Here is a 20089-nt window from a genome sequence, read left to right as displayed (position 1 = left end):
GCCGACGGCTGGAGTCAAGGGTGGTGGAGACTTGATTCCGACCACTTCTGGAACCATCCAGCTCTGTTAAGCAGTACGCTTGTACCGCTACGAAGAGAGCAAAGACGCAACGCGAAGATCCGCGGAAGGAGCACCGCTGCTCATGGCCAAGATCAAGGTCCAGGGCACCGTTGTCGAACTCGACGGCGACGAGATGACCCGCATTATCTGGCAGTTCATCAAGGACAAGCTGATCCACCCGTACCTGGACGTGAACCTGGACTACTACGACCTGGGCATCGAGGAGCGGGACCGCACCGACGACCAGATCACCGTCGACGCCGCCAACGCCATCAAGCGGCACGGCGTAGGCGTCAAGTGCGCCACCATCACGCCGGACGAGGCGCGCGTGGAGGAGTTCGGCCTCAAGAAGATGTGGCTGTCGCCGAACGGCACCATCCGCAACATCCTCGGCGGCGTGATCTTCCGCGAGCCGATCGTCATGCGGAACGTGCCGCGCCTGGTGCCGGGCTGGACCAAGCCGATCATCATCGGCCGGCACGCCCACGGCGACCAGTACAAGGCCACCAACTTCAAGGTCCCCGGCCCGGGCACGCTGACGATGACCTACACCCCGGAAGACGGCTCCGAGCCGATGGAGTTCCAGGTCGCGAACTTCCCCGAGGGCGGCGGCGTCGCGATGGGGATGTACAACTTCCGCAAGTCGATCGAGGACTTCGCGCGCGCGTCGCTGCAGTACGGCCTCGACCGCGAGTACCCGGTCTACCTCTCGACCAAGAACACCATCCTCAAGGCCTACGACGGCATGTTCAAGGACGTGTTCCAGGACATCTTCGAGGCCGAGTTCAAGGCCGACTTCGACGCCAAGGGCATCACCTACGAGCACCGGCTGATCGACGACATGGTCGCCGCGTCGCTCAAGTGGGAGGGCGGCTACGTCTGGGCGTGCAAGAACTACGACGGTGACGTCCAGTCCGACACGGTCGCGCAGGGCTTCGGCTCGCTCGGCCTGATGACCTCGGTGCTGCGCACCCCGGACGGCAAGACCGTCGAGGCCGAGGCGGCGCACGGCACGGTCACCCGGCACTACCGCCAGCACCAGCAGGGCAAGCCGACCTCGACGAACCCGATCGCGTCGATCTACGCGTGGACCCGGGGCCTCGAGCACCGCGGCAAGCTCGACGGCAACCAGGAGCTGATCGGCTTCGCGAACACCCTGGAGAAGGTCGTCGTCGACACCGTCGAAGGCGGCAAGATGACCAAGGACCTCGCGCTGCTGGTCGGCAAGGACCAGGAGTGGCAGACGACCGAGGAATTCCTCGCGACGCTGGACGAGAACCTGGCGAAGAAGATCGCGCAGGGCTGATCTTTCTTCTGCTGTTCACCTGAAGGGCACCTCGGAGGAGTCTTCCGAGGTGCCCTTCGCTATCACGCTTCGTATTTCGCGGATGACCGGGTTGGCGCCTCCGGGTGGTAACGGCGCGAAAACCTGTTCCGGTCCGGTCAGGGTTGCCTACCCTGGCCGAGGGGGTTTTCGCGACTGAGGAGCGGCCGTGATCCTGGGCATACCCAAGAAGATGCTGATGATCGTGGGGGCGATCGCGGCGGTCGTAATCGTCTTCGCGCTGAGCCAGAAAGGGCAGGCCGACGCGCAAGGATCGCCGACCGGGTGCAAGGTTGCGGTGACCGCCGACGTGCTGAACGCACGGGAGACCGCCGCGGGGAACGGGAAAATCGTCGGCAAATATTTGCGCGGCGCGGAATTCGATGCGCAGACCGTGGTGCAGAACGGGTTCCGGAAGATCGCCGAGGGCAAGTGGGTGGCGAACAACTTCGTGCAGCCGGTTTCCGGCGCCAAGTGCTGACCGCGGTATTGCTGAGCGCCGAAATCACGGCTTCGCTGGCCGCCCGTACCGGTGCCGGACACAGCCTGCGCGCCGACTGGTAAATGCGAGTAGCCGGCGCGGAGGACGCGGTCGTCAGCACGGCGCAGGTGGCCGCGCGGGTGGCTTCGGGATCGTTTCGCGGATCAGAGCAGGATGGTGCGGCCTTCTTCGGCGGCCAGGACCTCGCCAGGGAAATGGGCCTGCGCATCGGCGACGGCGGCGGCGCGGTCGGTGCCGGGCCAGAAATGGGCAAGCAGGAGACGGCGCGCGTTGGCCTGGGCGGCCCAGTGACCGGCTTCCTCTGCGGTCATGAGGTAGCGGGGCGGCGAGGGCGCGACGCGGTGGGTGGCGTCGGAGACGAGGAGGTCGGCGTCGCGGGCGAGGTCGGCGATAGCGGGAGAAGGACCGGTGTCGCCGGTGTAGGCGACAGTGAGGCCGGGTGCGGTCAGGCGGATGCCGAAGTTCGGCTTGTAGTGGGGGAGCGGGACCAGGGCGAGCCGGAAGGGGCCGAGCTCGGGCGGGGTGCCGGCGGCGAGGTCGTGCACGTCGAACAGATCGGCCGGGTGCGGGTGCGGTTCCATCGCGGCCAGCCGCTGGACGGTGCCCGGAGTGCAGTAAAGCGGCAGCCGGGGCGGTTCGCCGCTGGCGTTCGCCTGCACGGTGTAGTGCCAGGCGCGGCCCAGCGCGCTGACGTCGGCCATGTGGTCCGGGTGCTCGTGGGTCACGAGGACCGCGTTGAGCCGGTTCGGCGGGAGATGCCGGAACAGGTTGGCCGCGGCTCCGTAGCCGAGGTCGAGCACTACGTGGAAATTCTGGTGGGACAGCAGGAACCCGGCGCAGGCGCGGCCGGGTTCGGGCCACGCGCCGGAGCTGCCCAGTACGGTCAGGCTCGCCATGGCGGACATTGTCGCTCGGGCGAGGCGGCGAAGCCTCCCGTTGCGCGCCTCGCGCGGAAAATTGTCGGACCCGGCGGGTAGCGTGCCGTGGGTGCTGATCGTCTCCACTGTCAATGTCAACGGCCTGCGGGCTGCCGTCAATAAGGGCTTCGTCGAGTGGCTCGCCGCTACCGAGGCCGATGTCGTCGCTTGTCAGGAAGTGCGGGCCGAGTCCGCGCAGCTGCCCGCGTCGGTGGTCGAGCCGGAGGGCTGGTTCGCCGCGCACGCGTCGTCGGCGGTCAAGGGGCGCAACGGGGTTTCGCTGTACAGCCGGGTCGAGCCGGACGAGGTGCGGGTCGGGTTCGGCGAGCCGGAGTTCGAAGACAGCGGGCGTTATCTGGAGATGCACCTGCCCGGCGTGGTGGTGGCGAGCCTGTACCTGCCGAGCGGAGAGGTCGGCACCGAACGGCAGGACGAAAAGGAGCGCTTCATGGCGGCGTTCCTGCCTTATCTGGTCGAGCTGCGCGCGAAGGCCGCCGCGGATGGCCGGGAGGTCGTCGTCGTGGGCGACTGGAACATCGCCTACGACACGGTCGACCTGAAGAACTGGCGCGGCAACCAGAAGAGCTCCGGTTTCCTGCCGGAGGAGCGCGCATGGCTGGGCCGGGTGTACGAGGCGGGCTACGCCGACGTCCAGCGCCGGCTCGACGCCGAAGGGCCGGGCCCCTACACCTGGTGGTCCTACCGCGGCAAGGCGTTCGACAACGACTCGGGCTGGCGGATCGACTGCCAGCTGGCCACCCCCGGCCTCGCCGAGAAGGCGACCTCGGTGGTGGTCGAGCGGGCCGAGTCGTACGACCAGCGGTGGTCCGACCACGCGCCGGTCACCGCGACCTACGACGTGCCGTTCCCGCGCTGACCGTTCCTGGTGGCTGGTTGGCGAACAACCCGCGAAGAGTAGTTCGAGTCGGTTCCGGGCTGAGGCACCGGTTTTCGCCGGGGGCGCAGGGCACGGTGCGTGGTCCTCCGGTCCCCGGCCCGGCGGCGCACGGCGCTGACCACGGACGACGCGAGCACCGCGGGGGCGGCCACGATTACTCCCCGAGTGGGCGCTAGTCTCGGCGCCCGAGTTGATCAGATCCGACAGGACTTGACACGCTCGGTAGTTTTTTCACGAGTAACACGTCGAGAACTCATCCTTACGGGTGAGACGCTCACCAGGAACAGTCACTTCGCGGGAGGCACTCCGGTGCGCAACCCAGGCCGGTTCGTGACACGGTCCACGCTGGCCGCTGGCCGTCCAGCTCGTCACCCGATCGTGGCCGCGCCCGTCGCCCTGCCGGGGCTGACCGGTTCGCCGGCGGCGGCGCTCGCGCCGGTTCGCCACCCGGTCGACGGCCCGGTTTCGCACAGTTCGGTCCGGGGGTCGCTTCGCAGCCGGGTCTCGGCTCCCGGCGTCCGGCGCGCGGCCGGGAGCCTGCTGGCGGTGGCCAGTGCGCGCGTGCTGACGGTGCTGGCGACGGTCTTGGCCGTTCTCGCCGGGACGACCGCCACGGCGTTCGCCGACCAGGGCGTCGCCCGAGCCGAGACGGCGGCCGGGTTCGGGATGCTCGGGCCGGTCGGGCTCGTCGCGGTCGGGTTCGGGATCGTGGGCATGGCACTGGGCGTGGTCCGGCAGCGCCGGAAGGCCCGCGCGAAGGTCGCGGAGGCAGCGGCCGGGATCTCGGCGGACGAGGCGACCCGGCCGCTGGAGCCGGTTCAGCAGTCCTGACTCTCGGGCAATCCGCGCGTCCGGCGAATGCCCGGAGGCGCCGATCCGAGCCCGGCCGCTTCCAGGCGAAACGGCGGCACCGCGCGACCCGGCACCAGCGCACGGCGAAATCGATCTTGCGCTCGGAGGTCGCGCCGATCGACCACAGTCAGCCGGAAACCCGGCACCACTGGGCCCGCGGCGACCCGCGCTGGCCAGCCTGAAAGAATCCTGGCGTGTCCGACGAACAGAACGGGCGCCTGCGGGTGCTGTCCGGAATCCAGCCGACTGCCGACTCCTTCCACCTCGGCAACTATCTCGGCGCGCTGCGGCAATGGGTGCGGATGCAGGACACCCACGAAACCTTCTACTGTGTCGTCGACCTGCACGCCATCACCGTCGAGCAGGACCCGAAGGTGCTGCTCGAGCGCACCCGCCGCTCGGCCGCGCAGCTGCTCGCGATCGGGGTCGACCCGGCCCTCAGCGCGCTGTTCGTGCAGAGCCACGTGCCCGAGCACGCGCAGCTGAGCTGGGTGCTGGAGTGCCAGACCGGCTTCGGCGAGGCCAGCCGGATGACGCAGTTCAAGGACAAGTCGGCCAAGCAGGGCAGCGACCACGCCAGCGTCGGGCTCTTCACCTACCCGGTGCTGATGGCCGCGGACATCCTGCTCTACCAGACCAACGCGGTGCCGGTCGGCGAAGACCAGCGCCAGCACCTCGAGCTGACCCGCAACCTGGCGCAGCGGTTCAACAGCCGGTTCGGCAAGACGTTCGTCATGCCGGAGCCGTTCATCGTCAAGGACACCGCCAAGATCTACGACCTGCAGGACCCGAACGCGAAGATGAGCAAGTCCGCGGCCGCCGCGAACGGGCTGATCGAGCTGCTCGAGGACCCGAAGCGTTCGGCCAAGAAGATCCGCTCCGCGGTCACCGACACCGGCCGCGAGGTCCGGTTCGACCGCGAGGAGAAGGCCGGCGTCTCCAACCTGCTCACGATCTACTCCGCGCTGACCGACCGCACGATCGCCGACCTCGAGGCCGCCTACGACGGCAAGGGCTACGGCGACCTGAAGAAGGACCTCGCCGAGGTGCTCGTCGACTGGGTCACGCCGCTGCAGGACCGCGTCCAGTCGTACCTGGACGATGTCGCCGAGCTGGACCGGGTCCTCGCCGAGGGGGCGCATCGGGCGCGCGAGGTCGCCGCGAAGACGCTCGCGTCGGTCTACGACCGGATCGGGTTCCTGCCGGCGAGCTGAGCGGCACCGCCGATCCCGCGCGGAAGATGATCTCGGGCTCGCACGATCAGTAACCGTTAGGCCACGCTCGCGTTGCGGGAGGCGGTTGCCGTAGTTAGCGTTTTCCAGTGGCGAAAGAGACCGGTGACAAGGAAAAGCTGCTGCCCCGGCTGCGGCGGAAGTACCCGTGGCTGGATCACCTGATCCGAGCCAACGAATCGTTCGGCGAGAACTACGGCAACCACTACGCGGCGGCGATCACGTATTTCAGCGTGCTGTCGGTGTTCCCGATCTTCATGGTCGCGTTCGCGATCATGGGCATGGTGTTCGGGCACAACCAGACCGTGATCGACCAGCTGACGCACGGCATCGACAACTCGGTGCCGGAAGGGCTGCGGGGCCTGGTCCAGCAGATCACCGGCGCGGCGCTGAAATCCGGCAGCAGCATCGGGGTTTTCGGTCTGCTGCTGGCGTTGTACTCCGGCGTCGGCTGGATGGCGAACCTCCGCGACGCGCTCACCGCGCAGTGGGGCCAGGAGAAGAAGTCCGAACCGTTCGTCGGCCGGACGATCCGGGACCTGCTGTCGCTGATCGGGCTCGGGCTGGCGCTGGTGATCTCGTTCGGCCTGACCGCCGCGGGCAGCGGGCTGGGAGCGCTGCTGCTGCGGCTGGTCGGGCTCGAAGGCCAGTCCTGGGCGGAGTTCCTGCTCAGGCTGGCGACGATCGTGCTCAGCCTGCTCGCCAACGCCCTGGTGTTCCTCTGGGTGATCGCCCGGCTGCCCCGGGAGCACGTCGCCATGCGCAGCGCGGTCCGCGGCGCCCTCGTCGCGGCGGTCGGGTTCGTCGTCCTGCAACAGGTCGCCACCTACTACCTGGCGAGCGTCACGAAGTCCCCGTCGGCGGCGCTGTTCGGGCCAGTGATCGGATTGCTGGTGTTCGCGAACCTGGTGTCGCGCTTCCTTTTGCTGGTGACCGCGTGGACGGCCACCTCGGCGGAGAACCAGCGCCGGGTCGTCCAGCCGCCCGCCCCGGTGCTGCTGGCGCCGCGGGTGACGGTGCAGCAAGGGCCCGGTTTCGGTGCGGTGGCGGGGGCGTTCAGCGCCGGCGCGGTGCTGGCTTGGCTGGGCAGGCGGAAGGGGTGAGCTGGCTCCGGTACTCTTGCCGCTGAGTTCAACAGCCGCACGGCCGGAGGAGGTGAGTCCGATTTCCCTGCAGAGTCGGGTGCTCGCCTCGGTACGCCGGAGCCGCTAGCGCTTCGCCGCCAGTCCTCGAGCACCCGTGTCCGGATGCTTGAGAGGACTACTTCATGTCGCACTCTTCTTCGACAAACCTTGCCCTGGTCATCGGCGGCGGCGGTGCCGCCGGGAACGCTTGGGCGATCGGGGTGGTCGCCGGGCTGGCCGAGGCCGGCGTCGATCTGACCGAAACCGCGGATCTGGTCATCGGCACCTCTTCCGGGGCGACCGCGGCCGCGCACGTGCGCAGCGGAATCCCGCCCGCTGAACTGTTCGCGGCGGTGGTGGCCGCACCGGCTCGGCCGGGACGACCGGGCCAGCCCCCGCGGCAGCGGCCGATGGAGCCGGTGTTCGACCAGCTCCGGGCGATCGGCGCGGCGGCCACCACCGCCGAAGGGCTGCGCCGCGCGCTCGGCGCGTTCGGACTGGAACGGGACGCCACTTTCGGGCCCGAGGAAACGGAAAAACGGCGTGCCCTGGTCGCTGCCCGGCTGCCCAGCCAGGACTGGCCGGACCGGCCGATGATCATCATGGCGGTCGACGCGCACACTGGCGACGCGGCTCCGCTGACCCGGGACTGCGGTGTCGAACTGGCGGACGCGGTCACCGCGAGCACCGCCATGCCCGGCCTCGGGCCGACGCATCGGGCCAACGGCAAGAACTACGTCAACGGCGGCGTGCGCTCCAGTGAAAACGCCGATCTGGCCGCCGGATATGCCACCGTCGTGGTGCTTTCGCCGTTCGGCGGGTGGGGCGACGCTCCGCTGCCGCCCGGCCAGTTCGAGGGCCTGCGCAAGATGCCCGGCACGGACCTGAAAAGCCAGGTCGCGGCGTTGCGCGAGCAGGGCAGTCGAGTCGAGGTGCTGATCCCGGACGCGGACTCGCGAGCCGCGATGGGCATCGATCAGATGGACCCGGCGACCCGGATTCCGAGCGCCAGGGCCGGGTTCGAGCAGGGCAAGCGGGAGGCGTCCCGGCTGAAGTTCGAGTGACCCGAAGAAGGGCGGCTCACGCGCCAGCGAGCCGCCCTCTTCCGGGCCGAGCTACGAGCGAGCGCTCCGCTTGCGCCGGTAGCCGATGACGAATCCGGCGATGATGATCACCAGCACGATCAGGGTCAGCACCCAGCCGGTGGTGCCGAACGCGTCCGGCTGTTGCGTCGCCGCGCCGGCTGCCGAATTCGAGCCCGCCGGGGCGACCTCCCTGTCCGCGGTCGGAGCGGATTCGGTGGTGAGCGAGTGGTAGGCGATCTGGCCGACCGGCTGCGCACCGGACTTCTCCAGCGCGAAGCCGTAGTCGAGCAGTTTCGCGGCCTGGTCCACGACCCGGGTCGGACGCTGTTCGGCGCGCATCATCACGATGGCCAGCCGCTTCCCGTCGCGCGCGGCGCCGCCGACATAGGTGTGCCGGGCGTCGTTGGTGAAGCCGGTTTTCCCGCCGAGGAAGCCGGGATACACGCCGAGCAGCTTGTTGTCGTTGAACACCGGGATCGCCGGCTTCCCGTCGACCGCCGGGATCGTGTACGCCTTCGTCGCCACCGCCTGTGCGAACTCGGGCTGCTTCATCGCGTAGTGGAAGATGACGCTCAGGTCGTAGGCCGACGTCGACATACCCGGTCCGTCCAGGCCGGACGGGGTCGCGGCGCGGGTGTCGGTGGCACCGATGCGAGCGGCGAGAGCGTTCATCTTCGCGGTCGCCGCGTCGACGCCGCCCAGCACCGTCGCGAAGGCGTGCGCGACGTCATTGCCCGAGTGCATCAGCAGGCCGTGCAGCAGCTGGTCGACCGTGTAGTGGCCGCCCGCGGCGATGCCGACGCAGGTGCACTCCTGCTCGGCGTCTTCCTTGGTCGGGACGACGACCTGGTCCGGCTTCAGCTCGGTGACCACTACGAGCGCCAGCAGCGTCTTGATCAGCGACGCCGGCCGCTCCCGTGCGTGCGGGTCCTTCGCCGCGACGATCGCGCCGCTGTCGAGGTCCTGCACCACCCAGGACGCCGAGGTATCGCCCTCGGGCAGCGCCGGCGCGCCCGGCGGGAGGACCGTGCCGCAGCTGCCCAGCCGCTCGCCGCCCACCGGCTGTGCGGGCACCGGCAGCGGCGGCGGGACGGTCTGGCCCGGCTTCGGCTTCTCCGAAGTGTCCACCGGCGCGGGCGGGGCGGCGTGCTCAGTGCACTGCTGCGCTTGCGCTGGGACGGCCAGCGCGACGGGCACGGAGACGGCTACGAGGGCTGCGGCGAGTGGCGCGGCGATTGCTCGCAGCGACCGGACGAAAGCGGGGTGCACCCATGCAATCTAGCGCCGAAGGCCCAGCGGCATACTCGGAACATGCGCATTTCACGAGGTACAGCGATGGCCTTGTTCGCTTTCGGCATCTGGTCCTGGATCATCTGGATCACCTTCGCGAAGAACCTCTGGGCCAGCAACCAGTCCTGGGCGGCCGACGGTTCGCCGACCGGATACTTCATCGTGCACGCGATCTTGACCGTCGCGTCGTTCGTCTTCGGCACCGCCATCGGCGTGCTCGGCTGGCGCGGCATCCGGGCGACCGCGAAGGAACGCGCAGACGCTTGACCCTCCCATGGTCGGTAGCGGACTCGGCCGGACTGACTTAGGTTCTGGCGACCGACCATGGAGGGTATATGTCCCGTTTACGCCGATTGCTGGTTCCGGTGGCTGTTGCCGGAGTCGCCGCGGGCGCGCTGGCGGTACCGGCTTCCGCCGCGCCCGCGCCGACCTGCGACACCACGAGCGCTTCGTACACCTACGTCGTGCTGTACCAACCGGGCGCGTCGCAGCGCACGGTCGACACCGAGCTGGCCGCCAAGTGCGGCACGAAGGTGGCGTATTACCCGGAGATCGGCGTCGCGATCGCCAGCTCGCGCAACGCGGACTTCGCCGACCGGATCGGCGTGCTGCGCGCCTACTCGGGCGGCAAGGACGTCGCCGCGAAGGCCGCCGCCCGAGCCGGGCTGCGCTCGGCGGTCGGGATGCTGGAGCAGACCGAGAGCGTCGCCGCCGGTGACGACTTGTCGGCGCAGCAGTGGGACATGCGTGCGATCCACGCGCCGGAGGCGAACAAGGTCAACCAGGGCTCGCAGTCGGTGACCGTCGGCGTGCTGGACTCCGGCATCGACGCGAAGCATCCGGCGCTCGCGCACGCCGTGGACGCTGGTGCTTCGGCCGGCTGCAACACCGGCGCGCCGGACACTGCCGCCGCTTCGTGGCTGCCGACCACTTCCGACCACGGCACGCACGTTGCCGGCACCATCGCCGGTAGGGACGCTTCGCGCGGCTTCACCGGCATCGCGCCCGGCGTCCGGCTGGCCTCGGTGAAAGTCGTGAACGACGACGGCTACATCTTCCCGGAGGCGGCTGTCTGCGGCTTCATGTGGGCAGGGAAGCACCGCTTCCCGGTGACGAACAACAGCTACTACATCGACCCAGGCATGTTCTACTGCCGCAACGAAGCAGGCGACGCCGCCGCGTACGAGGCCGTACGGCGCGCTGTCACGTACTCGACGGAGCACGGCACCCTGAACATCGCTGCGGCGGGCAACTCGGGCTTCGACGTCCGTACGCAGACCGTCGACCCGAACCGCCCGCACAAGGTCGACGCGTCGTGCGGCATTCTGCCGAAGTCGATCGACGGCGTCGTCACGGTGTCGGCAGTCGGCTACGCCGGGACGAAGTCTTACTACTCCAACTACGGCTCTGTGACGGTCACCGCGCCGGGCGGCGACTCGGGCCAGAAGCCGCCGGCCGGGCAGGGAGCGGGCTGCCCGCTGTCGACGATCTTCAACGGTGGCTATGGCACCAAGTGCGGGACGTCGATGGCTTCGCCGCACGCGGCCGGCGTCGCGGCATTGTTGGCTTCTACGCACCGCCACGCTCCGCCGCGGGCCTTGTCGGCATTGTTGACCGCTGAGGCGGACCCGGTCGCCTGTGACGTGTCGGCTTGCCAGGGACCGGAGCAGAACAACTCGTACTACGGGCGCGGCCTGGTGAACGCCCTGGACGCGGTTCGCTGACGTAGCACTGAACGTCCGTGAAGGGCCCCTTGCGGGAATCTAAGTCCCTCAAGGGGCCCTTCACGGACCAGCTCAACCGTGAGAAGTTTGCAGGCGGACTGGCGGGCGCGGGCGGGACAGCGCGGCGCGGTAGGCAGCGTTGAGCTCGTTCAAGACTTCCTTCGGTTCGGTGCGCAGACGAGACGGAAGTGTTTGCACTACGGCAATCCCCAGCGCGGCATAGCGCGTGTTGCGCCGCAATGTTCGTGCGTAGTCGGCCGAGTGGAAGTGGAAGTCCACCGAATCGATTTCCCAGGCCAGTCCGACGTCGTCCCACCAGAAGTCAGGTCGGCCCGCATAGCAGCCCGCATGGTCGTGCAGCGCCTGGTTTTGGTGGGTCGGCGGGGTGGGCAGCAACTTCGCCAAGCGGCGTGCTTCGGCTTCGGCCACTGACCGGATGTCTGACCATTCGACCAGCAGCCGACGAGCGATCGCCGTACCTCGCTGTGTGCCGTGATTTAACTCCTCGAGCAGCACTCCCGGTGGACACCGGCCTCGCTGGACGGCTTCGATCAAGACCTGCTCAACGAGGTTGACCGCTTGCGTCCGCCGAACGAAGTCCGTCGCTGCCCTGGCTATCGGCGCCAGTGGGACGCCAGCCCGCAGCCAAGGTGCTGCCAGCCTCTTGGTGCGTTCGATGAGAACGAACCCACAACTGACCCTTTTGCGCTGATGAGGGATCAGCACGTGGATTCTGGGTTCTCCGGACGGGGGCAATCGCAGCCCATACCTGCGGCATGCTTCTTCACCGGTGACCTGAGAAGAAGGCCCCGCGTAGAGAAGCGCGGCATGCGCGAGTTGGTCAGGCGTCGGATCGTTGTTGTGCAGAAGAATGACTCCGGGCAGCAGCCGCCGCCAGGGCCCGCCGGGCAGGCATCTTCTATAGATGACCTTGCTGGCCATGCCCAGCGACTCGAGCGTCATCGCTCGGATCACCTGATGATTGCTGTGCTGGGCGAGTACGCCGGGCTCGCTGGCCCAGCGGCCGGTTCTCTTCATACGCCGAATACTGCAGGCGCTGCCCCGCTTCTGGGCTGACCAGCACGAATCTGTGGACAACTGCCCGGCTTGTGGATACCTCGGCCAAAAGCCGTGAAGGGCCCCTTGCGGGAATCTAAGTCCCTCAAGGGGCCCTTCACGGACCGAGCTGAAGCGTCAGACGCGCTTGAAAAGCAGGGCGCGCTTCACTTCCTGGATCGCCTTGGTCACCTGGATGCCGCGCGGGCAGGCGTCGGTGCAGTTGAACGTCGTGCGGCAGCGCCACACGCCTTCACCGTCGTTCAGGATGTCCAGCCGCTCCTCGGCCCCCTCGTCGCGGGAGTCGAAGATGAACCGGTGCGCGTTCACGATCGCCGCCGGGCCGAAGTACGAGCCGTCGTTCCAGTAGACCGGGCAGGACGACGTGCAGCAGGCGCACAGGATGCACTTGGTGGTGTCGTCGAACCGGTTGCGGTCGGCCTGGGACTGGATCCGCTCGCGGGTCGGCTCGTTGCCGTAGGTGATCAGGTACGGCTTGATCGACCGGTACGCCTCGAAGAACGGGTCCATGTCGACGTAGAGGTCCTTCAACGTCGTCAGGCCCTTGATCGGGGCGATGGTGATCTCGGTCTTCTTGCCCTTCTGCATCAGGTCCTTCAGCAGGACCTTGCAGGCGAGCCGGTTGATGCCGTTGATCTGCATCGCGTCCGAACCGCAGACGCCGTGCGCGCACGAGCGGCGGAAGGAGAACGTGCCGTCGAGGTAGTCCTTGACGTAGAACAGCAGGTTCAGCACGCGGTCGGTCGGCTGCGCCGGGACGTCGTAGGTCTCCCAGTGCGGCTCGGAGTCGACCTCCGGGTTGAACCGGAGGATCTTCAGCGTGACCTGGATCGGCGTGTGCTCGTCGGACGCCTTGGCGGAGGGCGCCTCGGGGGTGGCCGTCGTCATCAGTACTTCCGCTCCATCGGTTCGTAGCGGGTGAAGGTGACCGGCTTGTAGTCGAGCCGGATGTCGGACGACAGCCCGTCGCCCTGCTTGTAGGCCATGGTGTGCCGCATGAAGTTCGTGTCGTCGCGGTTCGGGTAGTCCTCGCGGGCGTGGCCGCCGCGGGATTCCTTGCGCGCGATCGCGCCGACGACCAGGACCTCCGCCAGTTCCAGCAGGAAGCCCAGCTCGACGGCTTCGAGCAGGTCGGTGTTGTACCGCTTGCCCTTGTCCGCCACGGTGATCCGCTGGTACCGCTCCTTCAGCGCCTGGATGTCGGTCAGCGCCTGCTTGAGGGTGTCCTCGGTGCGGTACACCGACGCGTGCGAGTCCATCGTCTGCTGCATTTCCTTGCGGATGTCGGCGACGCGTTCGTCGCCGTGCTCCGACAGCAGACCGGCCAGCTGCTCCTCGACCAGGACGGTCGGGTTCTCCGGCAGTTCGACGTGCTCGTGCGCCAGCGCGTACTCCGCGGCGGCGATGCCCGCGCGGCGGCCGAACACGTTGATGTCCAGCAGCGAGTTGGTGCCCAGCCGGTTCGAGCCGTGCACGGACACGCAAGCGACCTCGCCCGCGGCGTACAGGCCGGGGATGACGTGCTCGTTGTCGCGCAGCGCTTCGCCGTGGATGTTCGTCGGGATGCCGCCCATGACGTAGTGACACGTCGGGAACACCGGCACCGGCTCCTTGACCGGGTCGACGCCCAGGTAGGTGCGGGAGAACTCGGTGATGTCCGGCAGCTTGGTCTCCAGGACCTCGACCGGAAGGTGGGTCACGTCCAGGACCACGTAGTCCTTGTTCGGCCCGCAGCCGCGGCCCTGCAGCACCTCCTGGACCATCGACCGGGCGACGATGTCGCGCGGCGCGAGGTCCTTGATGGTGGGCGCGTAGCGCTCCATGAACCGCTCGCCGTCGGCGTTGCGCAGAATGCCGCCCTCGCCGCGGACCGCCTCGGAGATGAGGATGCCGAGGCCGGCCAGGCCGGTCGGGTGGAACTGGAAGAACTCCATGTCCTCCAGCGGCAGGCCCTTGCGGAAGATGATGCCGAGACCGTCGCCGGTCAGGGTGTGCGCGTTCGAGGTGGTCTTGAAGATCTTGCCCGCGCCGCCGGTGGCGAACACGATCGACTTCGCCTGGAAGACGTGCAGCTCGCCGGTGGCCAGCTCGTAGGCGACCACGCCGGTGGCGATCGGGTTGCCGTCCTCGCCCTCGGAAAGGACCAGGTCGAGCACGTAGAACTCGTTGAAGAACTCGGTGCCGTGCTTGACGCAGTTTTGGTACAGCGTCTGCAGGATCATGTGCCCGGTGCGGTCGGCGGCGTAGCAGGCGCGGCGCACCGCGGCCTTGCCGTGGTCGCGGGTGTGCCCGCCGAACCGGCGCTGGTCGATCTTGCCCTCGGGCGTCCGGTTGAACGGCAGGCCCATTTTCTCCAGGTCGAGGACGGCGTCGATGGCCTCCTTGGCCATGATCTCCGCGGCGTCCTGGTCGACCAGGTAGTCACCGCCCTTGACGGTGTCGAAGGTGTGCCATTCCCAGTTGTCTTCTTCGACGTTCGCCAGCGCGGCGCACATGCCGCCCTGCGCCGCGCCGGTGTGGGACCGGGTCGGGTACAGCTTGGTGAGGACCGCGGTGCGGGCGCGCTGGCCGGACTCGATGGCCGCGCGCATGCCGGCCCCGCCCGCGCCGACGATCACCACGTCGTACTTGTGGAACTGCATCAGGTTCTCCGCTGGTGGTGGGACGTCAGTTGGCGGACATGTTCGGGTCGAAGGTGAAGATCACCATCGTGCCGACGGCCAGGATCAGCGCCATCGAGACGTACAGCAGGATCTTCAGCCAGAACCGGGTGGAGTCCTTGCGGGCGTAGTCGTCGATGATCGTGCGCAGGCCGTTGCCGCCGTGGATCTCGGCGAGCCAGAGCATCGCCAGGTCCCAGAACTGCCAGAACGGCGAGGCCCAGCGGCCCGCGACGAAGCCCCAGTTGATCCGGTGCACGCCGCCGTCGAGGATGTTCATGATGAACAGGTGGCCGAGCACCAGGATGATCAGCGCGAGGCCGGAAATGCGCATGAACAGCCAGCTGTAGAGCTCGAAGTTGCTGCGCCGGGCGGACGGGCGCCGCGGCGAGCGCGGCTTGTCGAGAATCAGAGCGTCGGCCATGGGATCAGGCACCCCCGAAAAGCGTCTCGACGGTGCGCTTCAGCATGAAGAACGCACCCGGAACCATCACGACCACCCACACGACGCCGATGATCCAGAGCATCGGCTTCTGGTACTTCGGGCCCTTGGCCCAGAAGTCGACGAGCAGGACGCGGAGCCCGTTCAGGGCGTGGTAGAGCACCGCACCGACAAGGCCGACCTCGAGCAGGTTCACGATCGGCGTCTTGTAGGTCTCGATGACCTGGTTGTACGTGTCAGGCGACACCCGCACGAGGGCGGTGTCGAGCACGTGCACGAACAGGAAGAAAAAGGTCAGCACGCCGGTGATGCGGTGCAGCACCCAGGACCACATGCCCGGGTCGCCCCGGTAGAAGGTTCCCTGCCGGCGTGAGGCACCCGCCCGATCGCTAGCGCCTGCCTCAGTGGCAGTGCTCGCCGTGGTGGACATCGGTGAACGGCCTCCAACGTCATGACTGTCGTGCCCGGGTGACCGGTGAGGTCCGCACCCTTGGCCGGGGTCGTTCCACAGGGGACAACGCCGGCGACGGTGCCGAGATCAGGGGCCATCGAGCGTGGATGCATGGATGCTAGACCCGCCCCATACGCCCCGCTCACCTCCGGGTTCCTCTCTGTGATGGACCAGACACCGGCACCCCCGCCAGACCACCCGGCCGTGTGGTCTGGCGCACGTTCGCGCAGGTTCGGCACCGGCCAAGAGAGCCATCGGCACGACTGCCTCCGCGCCAGGAGGCCGCTCGCCACGGTCCGTGAAGGGCCCCTCGCCGGAATCCGAGTCCGTCAGTGGCCCCTGCACGGACTTGGGACAAACGATCACCGACGGCGCCCAGGTGGTCGCGGATAGGCCTTTCGAGTAAACGTTTGTGTTACGTAGCGTGCCGTTCCTATGGCGGTTACCCAGCGGTTGGGTACGGTCTGGCGGTCGAGCCCGGCGATCGTGCCCGGGCCGTTCTCGGATCGTCCGCTGGATCAGCGGGGAGGGAGACACACGTTGCGTCGCATGCGTGGAACCGCGCTGGCCGCCGCGACCATGGCTGGGGTGCTTGCACTGGCCGGGTGCGCGAAGGACACCGGTGGGAGCAGCAACAACGCGTCCGGGTCGGATGGCAATTCGGGGTCCAACTGCATCACGGCCCCGAAGCCGCCTGCCGCACCGGCTCTAGCGACGAGCAGCAGCGCCGCCGCGGGCAAGGTCGACGGCAGCAAGCTCAAGGTCGGCCTGGCCTTCGACGTCGGCGGGCGCGGGGACGCCTCCTTCAACGACGCGGCCGCCGCGGGCACCGACCGGGCGAAGTCCGAGCTGGGCGTGCCGGTCGTCAACGAGAGCACCGCTAGCGCGAGCGAGAGCGAAGCGGCGAAGCAGCAGCGCCTCGAGCAGATGGCGCAGCAGGGGATGAACCCGATCGTCGCGGTCGGGTTCGCGTACGCGCAGTCGGTCAAGGCCGTTGCCGCCAAGTACCCGAACACCAAGTTCGCGATCGTCGACGACGACTCGATCACGCTGCCGAACGTGACGCCGCTGGTCTTCGCCGAGGAGCAGGGCTCGTTCCTGGCCGGCGTCGCTGCCGCATACAAGAGCAAGAAATGCCACATCGGCTTCGTCGGCGGCGTGAACACCCCGCTGATCCAGAAGTTCGAGGCCGGCTTCCTGCAGGGCGCGAAGGCCGTTTCGAACAAGATCAAGATCGAGGACGAGTACCTGACGCCGGCCGGCGACTACTCCGGTTTCCAGGACCCGGCCAAGGGCAACGCGAAGGCCGCGGCGGAGATCGCCCGCGGCGCGGACGTCATTTACCACGCCGCCGGCGCTTCCGGCAAGGGCGTGTTCGACGCGGCCAAGGCGAACAACGCGCTGGCCATCGGGGTCGACTCCGACCAGTACAACCAGAAGACCGTCGCCGCCGACAAGGACATCATCATCACCTCGATGATCAAGCGGGTCGACGTCGCGGTGTTCGAGTACTTGCAGGCCGTGGCGAAGGGCGACACCAGCACGCTGCCGAAGCGGTTCGACCTGAAGGCCGACGGCGTCGGCTACGCCACCTCCGGCGGCAAGGTGGACGACATCAAGGACGTGCTCGACGGGTACAAGGCCCAGATCATCTCCGGTGCCATCACGGTTTCGGACAAGCCGGCCAAGTAACGGATTGACGCGGCGGGGCTCGGAAGGATCTTCCTTCCGGGCCCCTCACGCGTTTCGACAGAACGGGATGTTCCCTCCCATGAGCGAGACCGAGGCCGAAGCCGTCCCCGACCGGGGCGTACCGGCCGTCCAGCTGACCGGGATCACCAAGCGGTTCCCTGGCGTGGTCGCGAACTCCGACGTCAACCTCACCGTCGCCGCGGGCGAGGTGCACGCATTGTGCGGTGAAAACGGCGCGGGCAAATCGACCCTGATGAAGATCCTGTACGGGATGCAGCAGCCCGACGAGGGCGCGATCGCGATCAACGGGGCCGAGGTGAAACTGCGCAACCCGCAGGACGCCATCCGCGCCGGGATCGGCATGGTGCACCAGCACTTCATGCTCGCCGACAACCTCACCGTCGCGGAGAACGTGTTCCTCGGCGCGGAGGCGCTGCACGGCATCGGCCGCGCGGCGCGGGCGCGGCTCGCGGAGCTGGCCAAGCGGACCGGGCTGCACGCGAAGCCGGACACGCTGCTGGAGGAGCTCGGCGTCGCCGACCGCCAGCGGGTCGAGATCGTCAAGGTGCTCTACCGCGGCGCGAAGATCATCATTCTCGACGAGCCGACCGCGGTGCTGGTGCCGCAGGAGGTGGACGCGCTGTTCGCCACGGTCCGCGAGATGCAGGCCGACGGGTACACCTTCCTTTTCATCTCGCACAAGCTCGACGAGGTGCGCGCGATCGCCGACACGGTCACCGTGATCCGGCGCGGCACCACTGTCGGCACCGCGGACCCGAAGAAGATCACCAGCCGCGAACTGGCCGAGATGATGGTCGGCTCCGAACTGCCGAGCCCGGAGACCCGGGAGTCGACGGTCACCGATCGTGCCGTGCTGGAGGTGCGCGACCTGCGGCTGGCCGCCGACGGGTCCGAGCGCAACGTGCTGGACGACATTTCCTTCACCGTGCACGCGGGCGAGGTGCTCGGCATCGCCGGCGTCGAGGGCAACGGCCAGACCGAACTGGTCGAGACCATCATGGGGATGCGCAAGGCCAGCGGCGGGCACATCGAGCTGACGCCGCCGGACGGGCAGAAGCACGACCTGGTCAAGCTGGGCACGCTGGCCCGGCGCGAGGCGGGCATCGGCTACATCGCCGAGGACCGCACCCGGCACAGCCTGCTGCTCACCCAGCCGTTGTGGGTCAACCGGATCCTCGGCTACCAGACCCGGAAACCGGTGTCGCGCGGGCAATTGCTCGACATCGCCGGCGCGCGCGAGGACACCGAACGGATCGTGCGCGAGTACGACGTGCGCACGCCCGGCATCGACGTGCCGGCCGCCGCGCTGTCCGGCGGCAACCAGCAGAAGCTGATCGTCGGCCGGGAGCTGTCCGGCAGCCCGGCGCTGCTGATCGCTTCGCACCCGACCCGCGGGGTCGACGTCGGGGCGCAAGCGCTGATCTGGGAGCAGATCCGCCAGGCGCGTGCCGACGGCCTCGCGGTGCTGTTGATCTCCGCGGACCTCGACGAGCTGATCGGGCTGTCCGACACCATTCGCGTGATGCTGCGCGGGCGGCTCGTGAGCGAGGCGAACCCGGCCACCGTCACCCCGCAGGAACTCGGTTCCGCCATGACCGGCGCTGACGATCAAGCAGGTGAAGACTCATGAGTTCGTGGCGCACGCGGCTGCTGCCGCCTCTGCTCGCGATCGCGTTCGCAGTTGTCCTTTCGGCGATCGCGCTCGTCATCTCCGGCGCCGACCCGCTGCAGGCGTACGGGACGATGATCGGCCAGCTGTTCAAGGGTTCCACCGCGGTCGACACCGTGAACCTGGCGACGGTGTACTACCTGTCCGGGCTCGCGGTGGCCATCGGCTTCCAGATGAACCTGTTCAACATCGGCGTCGAAGGCCAGTACCGGTTCGCCGCGGTGATCGCCGCGATCATCGGCGGCGCGCTGCAGTTGCCGCCGGTCCTGCACACCGTCGTGATCCTGCTGGTGGCCATCGTTTCCGGCGCGCTGTACGCGACGATCCCGGCGGTGCTGAAGGTGACCCGCGGGGTCAGCGAGGTCATCTCGACCATCATGCTGAACTCGATCGTCGCCGGCATCATCGCGTTCCTCGTCAACGCCAACCAGTTCGGCGTGCAGACCGGCAACAACGTGGGAACCAGGGTGATCGCGCCGTCCGGCCGGATCCCGGGCATCCCGATCGGCTCCGGCACGCTGTTCGGCTTCGTGTTCATCGCGATCGTGATCGGCGCGGCGTACTGGTTCATGCTGAACCGCACGCGGTTCGGCTTCGAGCTGAAGGCCAGCGGCGAATCGGCCACCGCCGCGGCGGCCGGCGGCGTGAGCGCCAAGAAGATGACGCTCATCGCGATGCTGCTTTCCGGCGCGGTGGCCGGCCTGGTCGCGATGCCGGAGCTGCTCGGCCGCGACTACAGCTACGGCATCACCTCGACCCAGATGTACGGCTTCACCGGCATCGCGGTCGCGCTGCTGGGCCGCAACCACCCTGGCGGCATCGCGTTCGGCGCGCTGCTGTGGGCGTTCCTGGACACCTCCGCGGTGTCGCTGGAGCAGATCAACGTGTCCAAGGAGATCGCGACGATCATGCAGGGCATCATCGTGCTCTCGGTCGTCGTGGCGTACGAGATCGTGCGCCGGGCCGACCTCGCCGCGGAACAGCGCAGGGTGGGCCGGGCGCTCGCCGGCAACGGCCGCAAGGGTTCCTCGGTCGCGGAAGGCGGTGCGGTGTGACCACCACGGAACTG

The 20089-nt window shown here is 68.3% G+C and carries 19 protein-coding genes; 12 read left to right on the top strand and 7 right to left on the bottom strand.

Annotated features, from left to right (window positions below; all coding sequences use genetic code 11):
• Window positions 1–142 precede the first annotated feature (142 nt).
• Window positions 143–1366 carry an NADP-dependent isocitrate dehydrogenase gene (locus AMYBE_RS0127715; RefSeq protein WP_020662662.1) on the top strand — a complete coding sequence of 408 codons (1224 nt, stop codon included), beginning with the start codon at window positions 143–145 and terminating at the stop codon, window positions 1364–1366.
• Window positions 1367–1553: 187 nt separating this feature from the next.
• On the top strand, window positions 1554–1865 hold the full coding sequence (locus AMYBE_RS0127710; protein WP_020662661.1) for a hypothetical protein: 312 nt from the start codon (window positions 1554–1556) through the stop codon (window positions 1863–1865).
• 164 nt (window positions 1866–2029) lie between these two features.
• Here AMYBE_RS0127710 and AMYBE_RS0127700 read toward each other — a convergent pair whose 3' ends face one another.
• Complete coding sequence (locus AMYBE_RS0127700; protein WP_020662659.1) at window positions 2030–2782, bottom strand: MBL fold metallo-hydrolase; 753 nt, start codon at window positions 2780–2782, stop codon at window positions 2030–2032.
• A gap of 82 nt (window positions 2783–2864) precedes the next feature.
• On the opposite strand from AMYBE_RS0127700, the gene AMYBE_RS0127695 reads away from it, so the two are divergent.
• From AMYBE_RS0127695 to AMYBE_RS0127675, 5 genes are all read left to right on the top strand, one after another.
• Window positions 2865–3680, top strand: coding sequence for an exodeoxyribonuclease III (locus tag AMYBE_RS0127695; protein ID WP_020662658.1), 816 nt, complete (start codon window positions 2865–2867; stop codon window positions 3678–3680).
• A 330-nt stretch (window positions 3681–4010) separates the two neighbouring features.
• Window positions 4011–4532, top strand: a complete 522-nt coding sequence (locus AMYBE_RS44235; protein WP_020662657.1) for a hypothetical protein — start codon at window positions 4011–4013, stop codon at window positions 4530–4532.
• Window positions 4533–4747: 215 nt separating this feature from the next.
• Window positions 4748–5767 carry a tryptophan--tRNA ligase gene (gene trpS, locus AMYBE_RS0127685; protein ID WP_020662656.1) on the top strand — a complete coding sequence of 340 codons (1020 nt, stop codon included), beginning with the start codon at window positions 4748–4750 and terminating at the stop codon, window positions 5765–5767.
• 107 nt (window positions 5768–5874) lie between these two features.
• Window positions 5875–6888: an inner membrane protein YhjD gene (gene yhjD, locus AMYBE_RS0127680; RefSeq protein ID WP_020662655.1), complete on the top strand. Its 1014-nt coding sequence runs from the start codon at window positions 5875–5877 to the stop codon at window positions 6886–6888.
• Between the two features lie 164 nt (window positions 6889–7052).
• Window positions 7053–7973: a patatin-like phospholipase family protein gene (locus AMYBE_RS0127675; protein ID WP_020662654.1), complete on the top strand. Its 921-nt coding sequence runs from the start codon at window positions 7053–7055 to the stop codon at window positions 7971–7973.
• 51 nt (window positions 7974–8024) lie between these two features.
• Here the strand turns inward: AMYBE_RS0127675 and AMYBE_RS0127670 are convergent, their stop codons facing one another.
• On the bottom strand, window positions 8025–9263 hold the full coding sequence (locus AMYBE_RS0127670; RefSeq protein ID WP_034287302.1) for a D-alanyl-D-alanine carboxypeptidase family protein: 1239 nt from the start codon (window positions 9261–9263) through the stop codon (window positions 8025–8027).
• A gap of 42 nt (window positions 9264–9305) precedes the next feature.
• On the opposite strand from AMYBE_RS0127670, the gene AMYBE_RS0127665 reads away from it, so the two are divergent.
• Both AMYBE_RS0127665 and AMYBE_RS0127660 read left to right on the top strand, forming a co-directional pair.
• A complete protein-coding gene (locus AMYBE_RS0127665; RefSeq protein WP_027928077.1) occupies window positions 9306–9551 on the top strand; it encodes an SCO4848 family membrane protein in 246 nt (81 codons plus the stop codon).
• 68 nt (window positions 9552–9619) lie between these two features.
• Window positions 9620–11008, top strand: a complete 1389-nt coding sequence (locus tag AMYBE_RS0127660) for a S8 family peptidase (protein WP_027928076.1) — start codon at window positions 9620–9622, stop codon at window positions 11006–11008.
• A 72-nt stretch (window positions 11009–11080) separates the two neighbouring features.
• On the opposite strand, the gene AMYBE_RS43700 is transcribed toward AMYBE_RS0127660, so the two are convergent.
• The 5 genes from AMYBE_RS43700 to sdhC all read right to left on the bottom strand — a co-directional run bounded on the left by AMYBE_RS43700 (window position 11081) and on the right by sdhC (window position 15617).
• Entirely contained in the window at window positions 11081–12046 is a 966-nt protein-coding gene (locus tag AMYBE_RS43700; RefSeq protein ID WP_211226864.1) for a hypothetical protein, read from the bottom strand.
• 156 nt (window positions 12047–12202) lie between these two features.
• A complete protein-coding gene (locus AMYBE_RS0127650; protein WP_020662649.1) occupies window positions 12203–12973 on the bottom strand; it encodes a succinate dehydrogenase iron-sulfur subunit in 771 nt (256 codons plus the stop codon).
• Window positions 12973–14727 (bottom strand): succinate dehydrogenase flavoprotein subunit, encoded by a 1755-nt coding sequence (gene sdhA / locus AMYBE_RS0127645; protein ID WP_020662648.1) that lies wholly within the window; start codon window positions 14725–14727, stop codon window positions 12973–12975. The genes AMYBE_RS0127650 and sdhA overlap by 1 nt, the downstream gene beginning before the upstream one ends.
• 25 nt (window positions 14728–14752) lie before the next feature.
• A complete protein-coding gene (locus tag AMYBE_RS0127640) occupies window positions 14753–15169 on the bottom strand; it encodes a succinate dehydrogenase hydrophobic membrane anchor subunit (protein WP_020662647.1) in 417 nt (138 codons plus the stop codon).
• A 4-nt stretch (window positions 15170–15173) separates the two neighbouring features.
• Entirely contained in the window at window positions 15174–15617 is a 444-nt protein-coding gene (sdhC, locus tag AMYBE_RS0127635) for a succinate dehydrogenase, cytochrome b556 subunit (RefSeq protein ID WP_084470158.1), read from the bottom strand.
• Between the two features lie 570 nt (window positions 15618–16187).
• Here sdhC and AMYBE_RS0127625 point away from each other — a divergent pair.
• The 3 genes from AMYBE_RS0127625 (at window position 16188) to AMYBE_RS0127615 (ending at window position 20075) form a co-directional block, all read left to right on the top strand.
• Complete coding sequence (locus tag AMYBE_RS0127625) at window positions 16188–17330, top strand: BMP family lipoprotein (protein ID WP_020662644.1); 1143 nt, start codon at window positions 16188–16190, stop codon at window positions 17328–17330.
• 79 nt (window positions 17331–17409) lie between these two features.
• Window positions 17410–18981 carry an ABC transporter ATP-binding protein gene (locus tag AMYBE_RS0127620; RefSeq protein ID WP_020662643.1) on the top strand — a complete coding sequence of 524 codons (1572 nt, stop codon included), beginning with the start codon at window positions 17410–17412 and terminating at the stop codon, window positions 18979–18981.
• The gene (locus AMYBE_RS0127615) at window positions 18978–20075 is read left to right on the top strand and encodes an ABC transporter permease (protein ID WP_020662642.1); all 1098 of its coding nucleotides are present in this window, start codon (window positions 18978–18980) and stop codon (window positions 20073–20075) included. Before AMYBE_RS0127620 ends, AMYBE_RS0127615 begins: the two co-directional genes overlap by 4 nt.
• Window positions 20076–20089: the final 14 nt, after the last annotated feature.

The sequence above is a fragment of the Amycolatopsis benzoatilytica AK 16/65 genome (assembly GCF_000383915.1).
Lineage (GTDB): Bacteria > Actinomycetota > Actinomycetes > Mycobacteriales > Pseudonocardiaceae > Amycolatopsis > Amycolatopsis benzoatilytica.
Note: the sequence above shows the minus strand (reverse complement) of the source record. Positions and strands in the feature narration are given on the sequence as shown.

Coding starts and splice junctions, on each gene's coding strand:
- AMYBE_RS0127715 (WP_020662662.1), top strand. CDS start 143: ATGGCCAAGATCAAGGTCCAGGGCACCGTTGTCGAACTCGACGGCGAC.
- AMYBE_RS0127700 (WP_020662659.1), bottom strand. CDS start 2,782: ATGGCGAGCCTGACCGTACTGGGCAGCTCCGGCGCGTGGCCCGAACCC.
- AMYBE_RS0127675 (WP_020662654.1), top strand. CDS start 7,053: ATGTCGCACTCTTCTTCGACAAACCTTGCCCTGGTCATCGGCGGCGGC.
- AMYBE_RS0127665 (WP_027928077.1), top strand. CDS start 9,306: ATGCGCATTTCACGAGGTACAGCGATGGCCTTGTTCGCTTTCGGCATC.
- AMYBE_RS0127660 (WP_027928076.1), top strand. CDS start 9,620: ATGTCCCGTTTACGCCGATTGCTGGTTCCGGTGGCTGTTGCCGGAGTC.
- AMYBE_RS43700 (WP_211226864.1), bottom strand. CDS start 12,046: ATGAAGAGAACCGGCCGCTGGGCCAGCGAGCCCGGCGTACTCGCCCAG.
- AMYBE_RS0127650 (WP_020662649.1), bottom strand. CDS start 12,973: ATGACGACGGCCACCCCCGAGGCGCCCTCCGCCAAGGCGTCCGACGAG.
- sdhA (WP_020662648.1), bottom strand. CDS start 14,727: ATGCAGTTCCACAAGTACGACGTGGTGATCGTCGGCGCGGGCGGGGCC.
- AMYBE_RS0127640 (WP_020662647.1), bottom strand. CDS start 15,169: ATGGCCGACGCTCTGATTCTCGACAAGCCGCGCTCGCCGCGGCGCCCG.
- sdhC (WP_084470158.1), bottom strand. CDS start 15,617: ATGTCCACCACGGCGAGCACTGCCACTGAGGCAGGCGCTAGCGATCGG.
- AMYBE_RS0127625 (WP_020662644.1), top strand. CDS start 16,188: ATGCGTGGAACCGCGCTGGCCGCCGCGACCATGGCTGGGGTGCTTGCA.
- AMYBE_RS0127620 (WP_020662643.1), top strand. CDS start 17,410: ATGAGCGAGACCGAGGCCGAAGCCGTCCCCGACCGGGGCGTACCGGCC.
- AMYBE_RS0127615 (WP_020662642.1), top strand. CDS start 18,978: ATGAGTTCGTGGCGCACGCGGCTGCTGCCGCCTCTGCTCGCGATCGCG.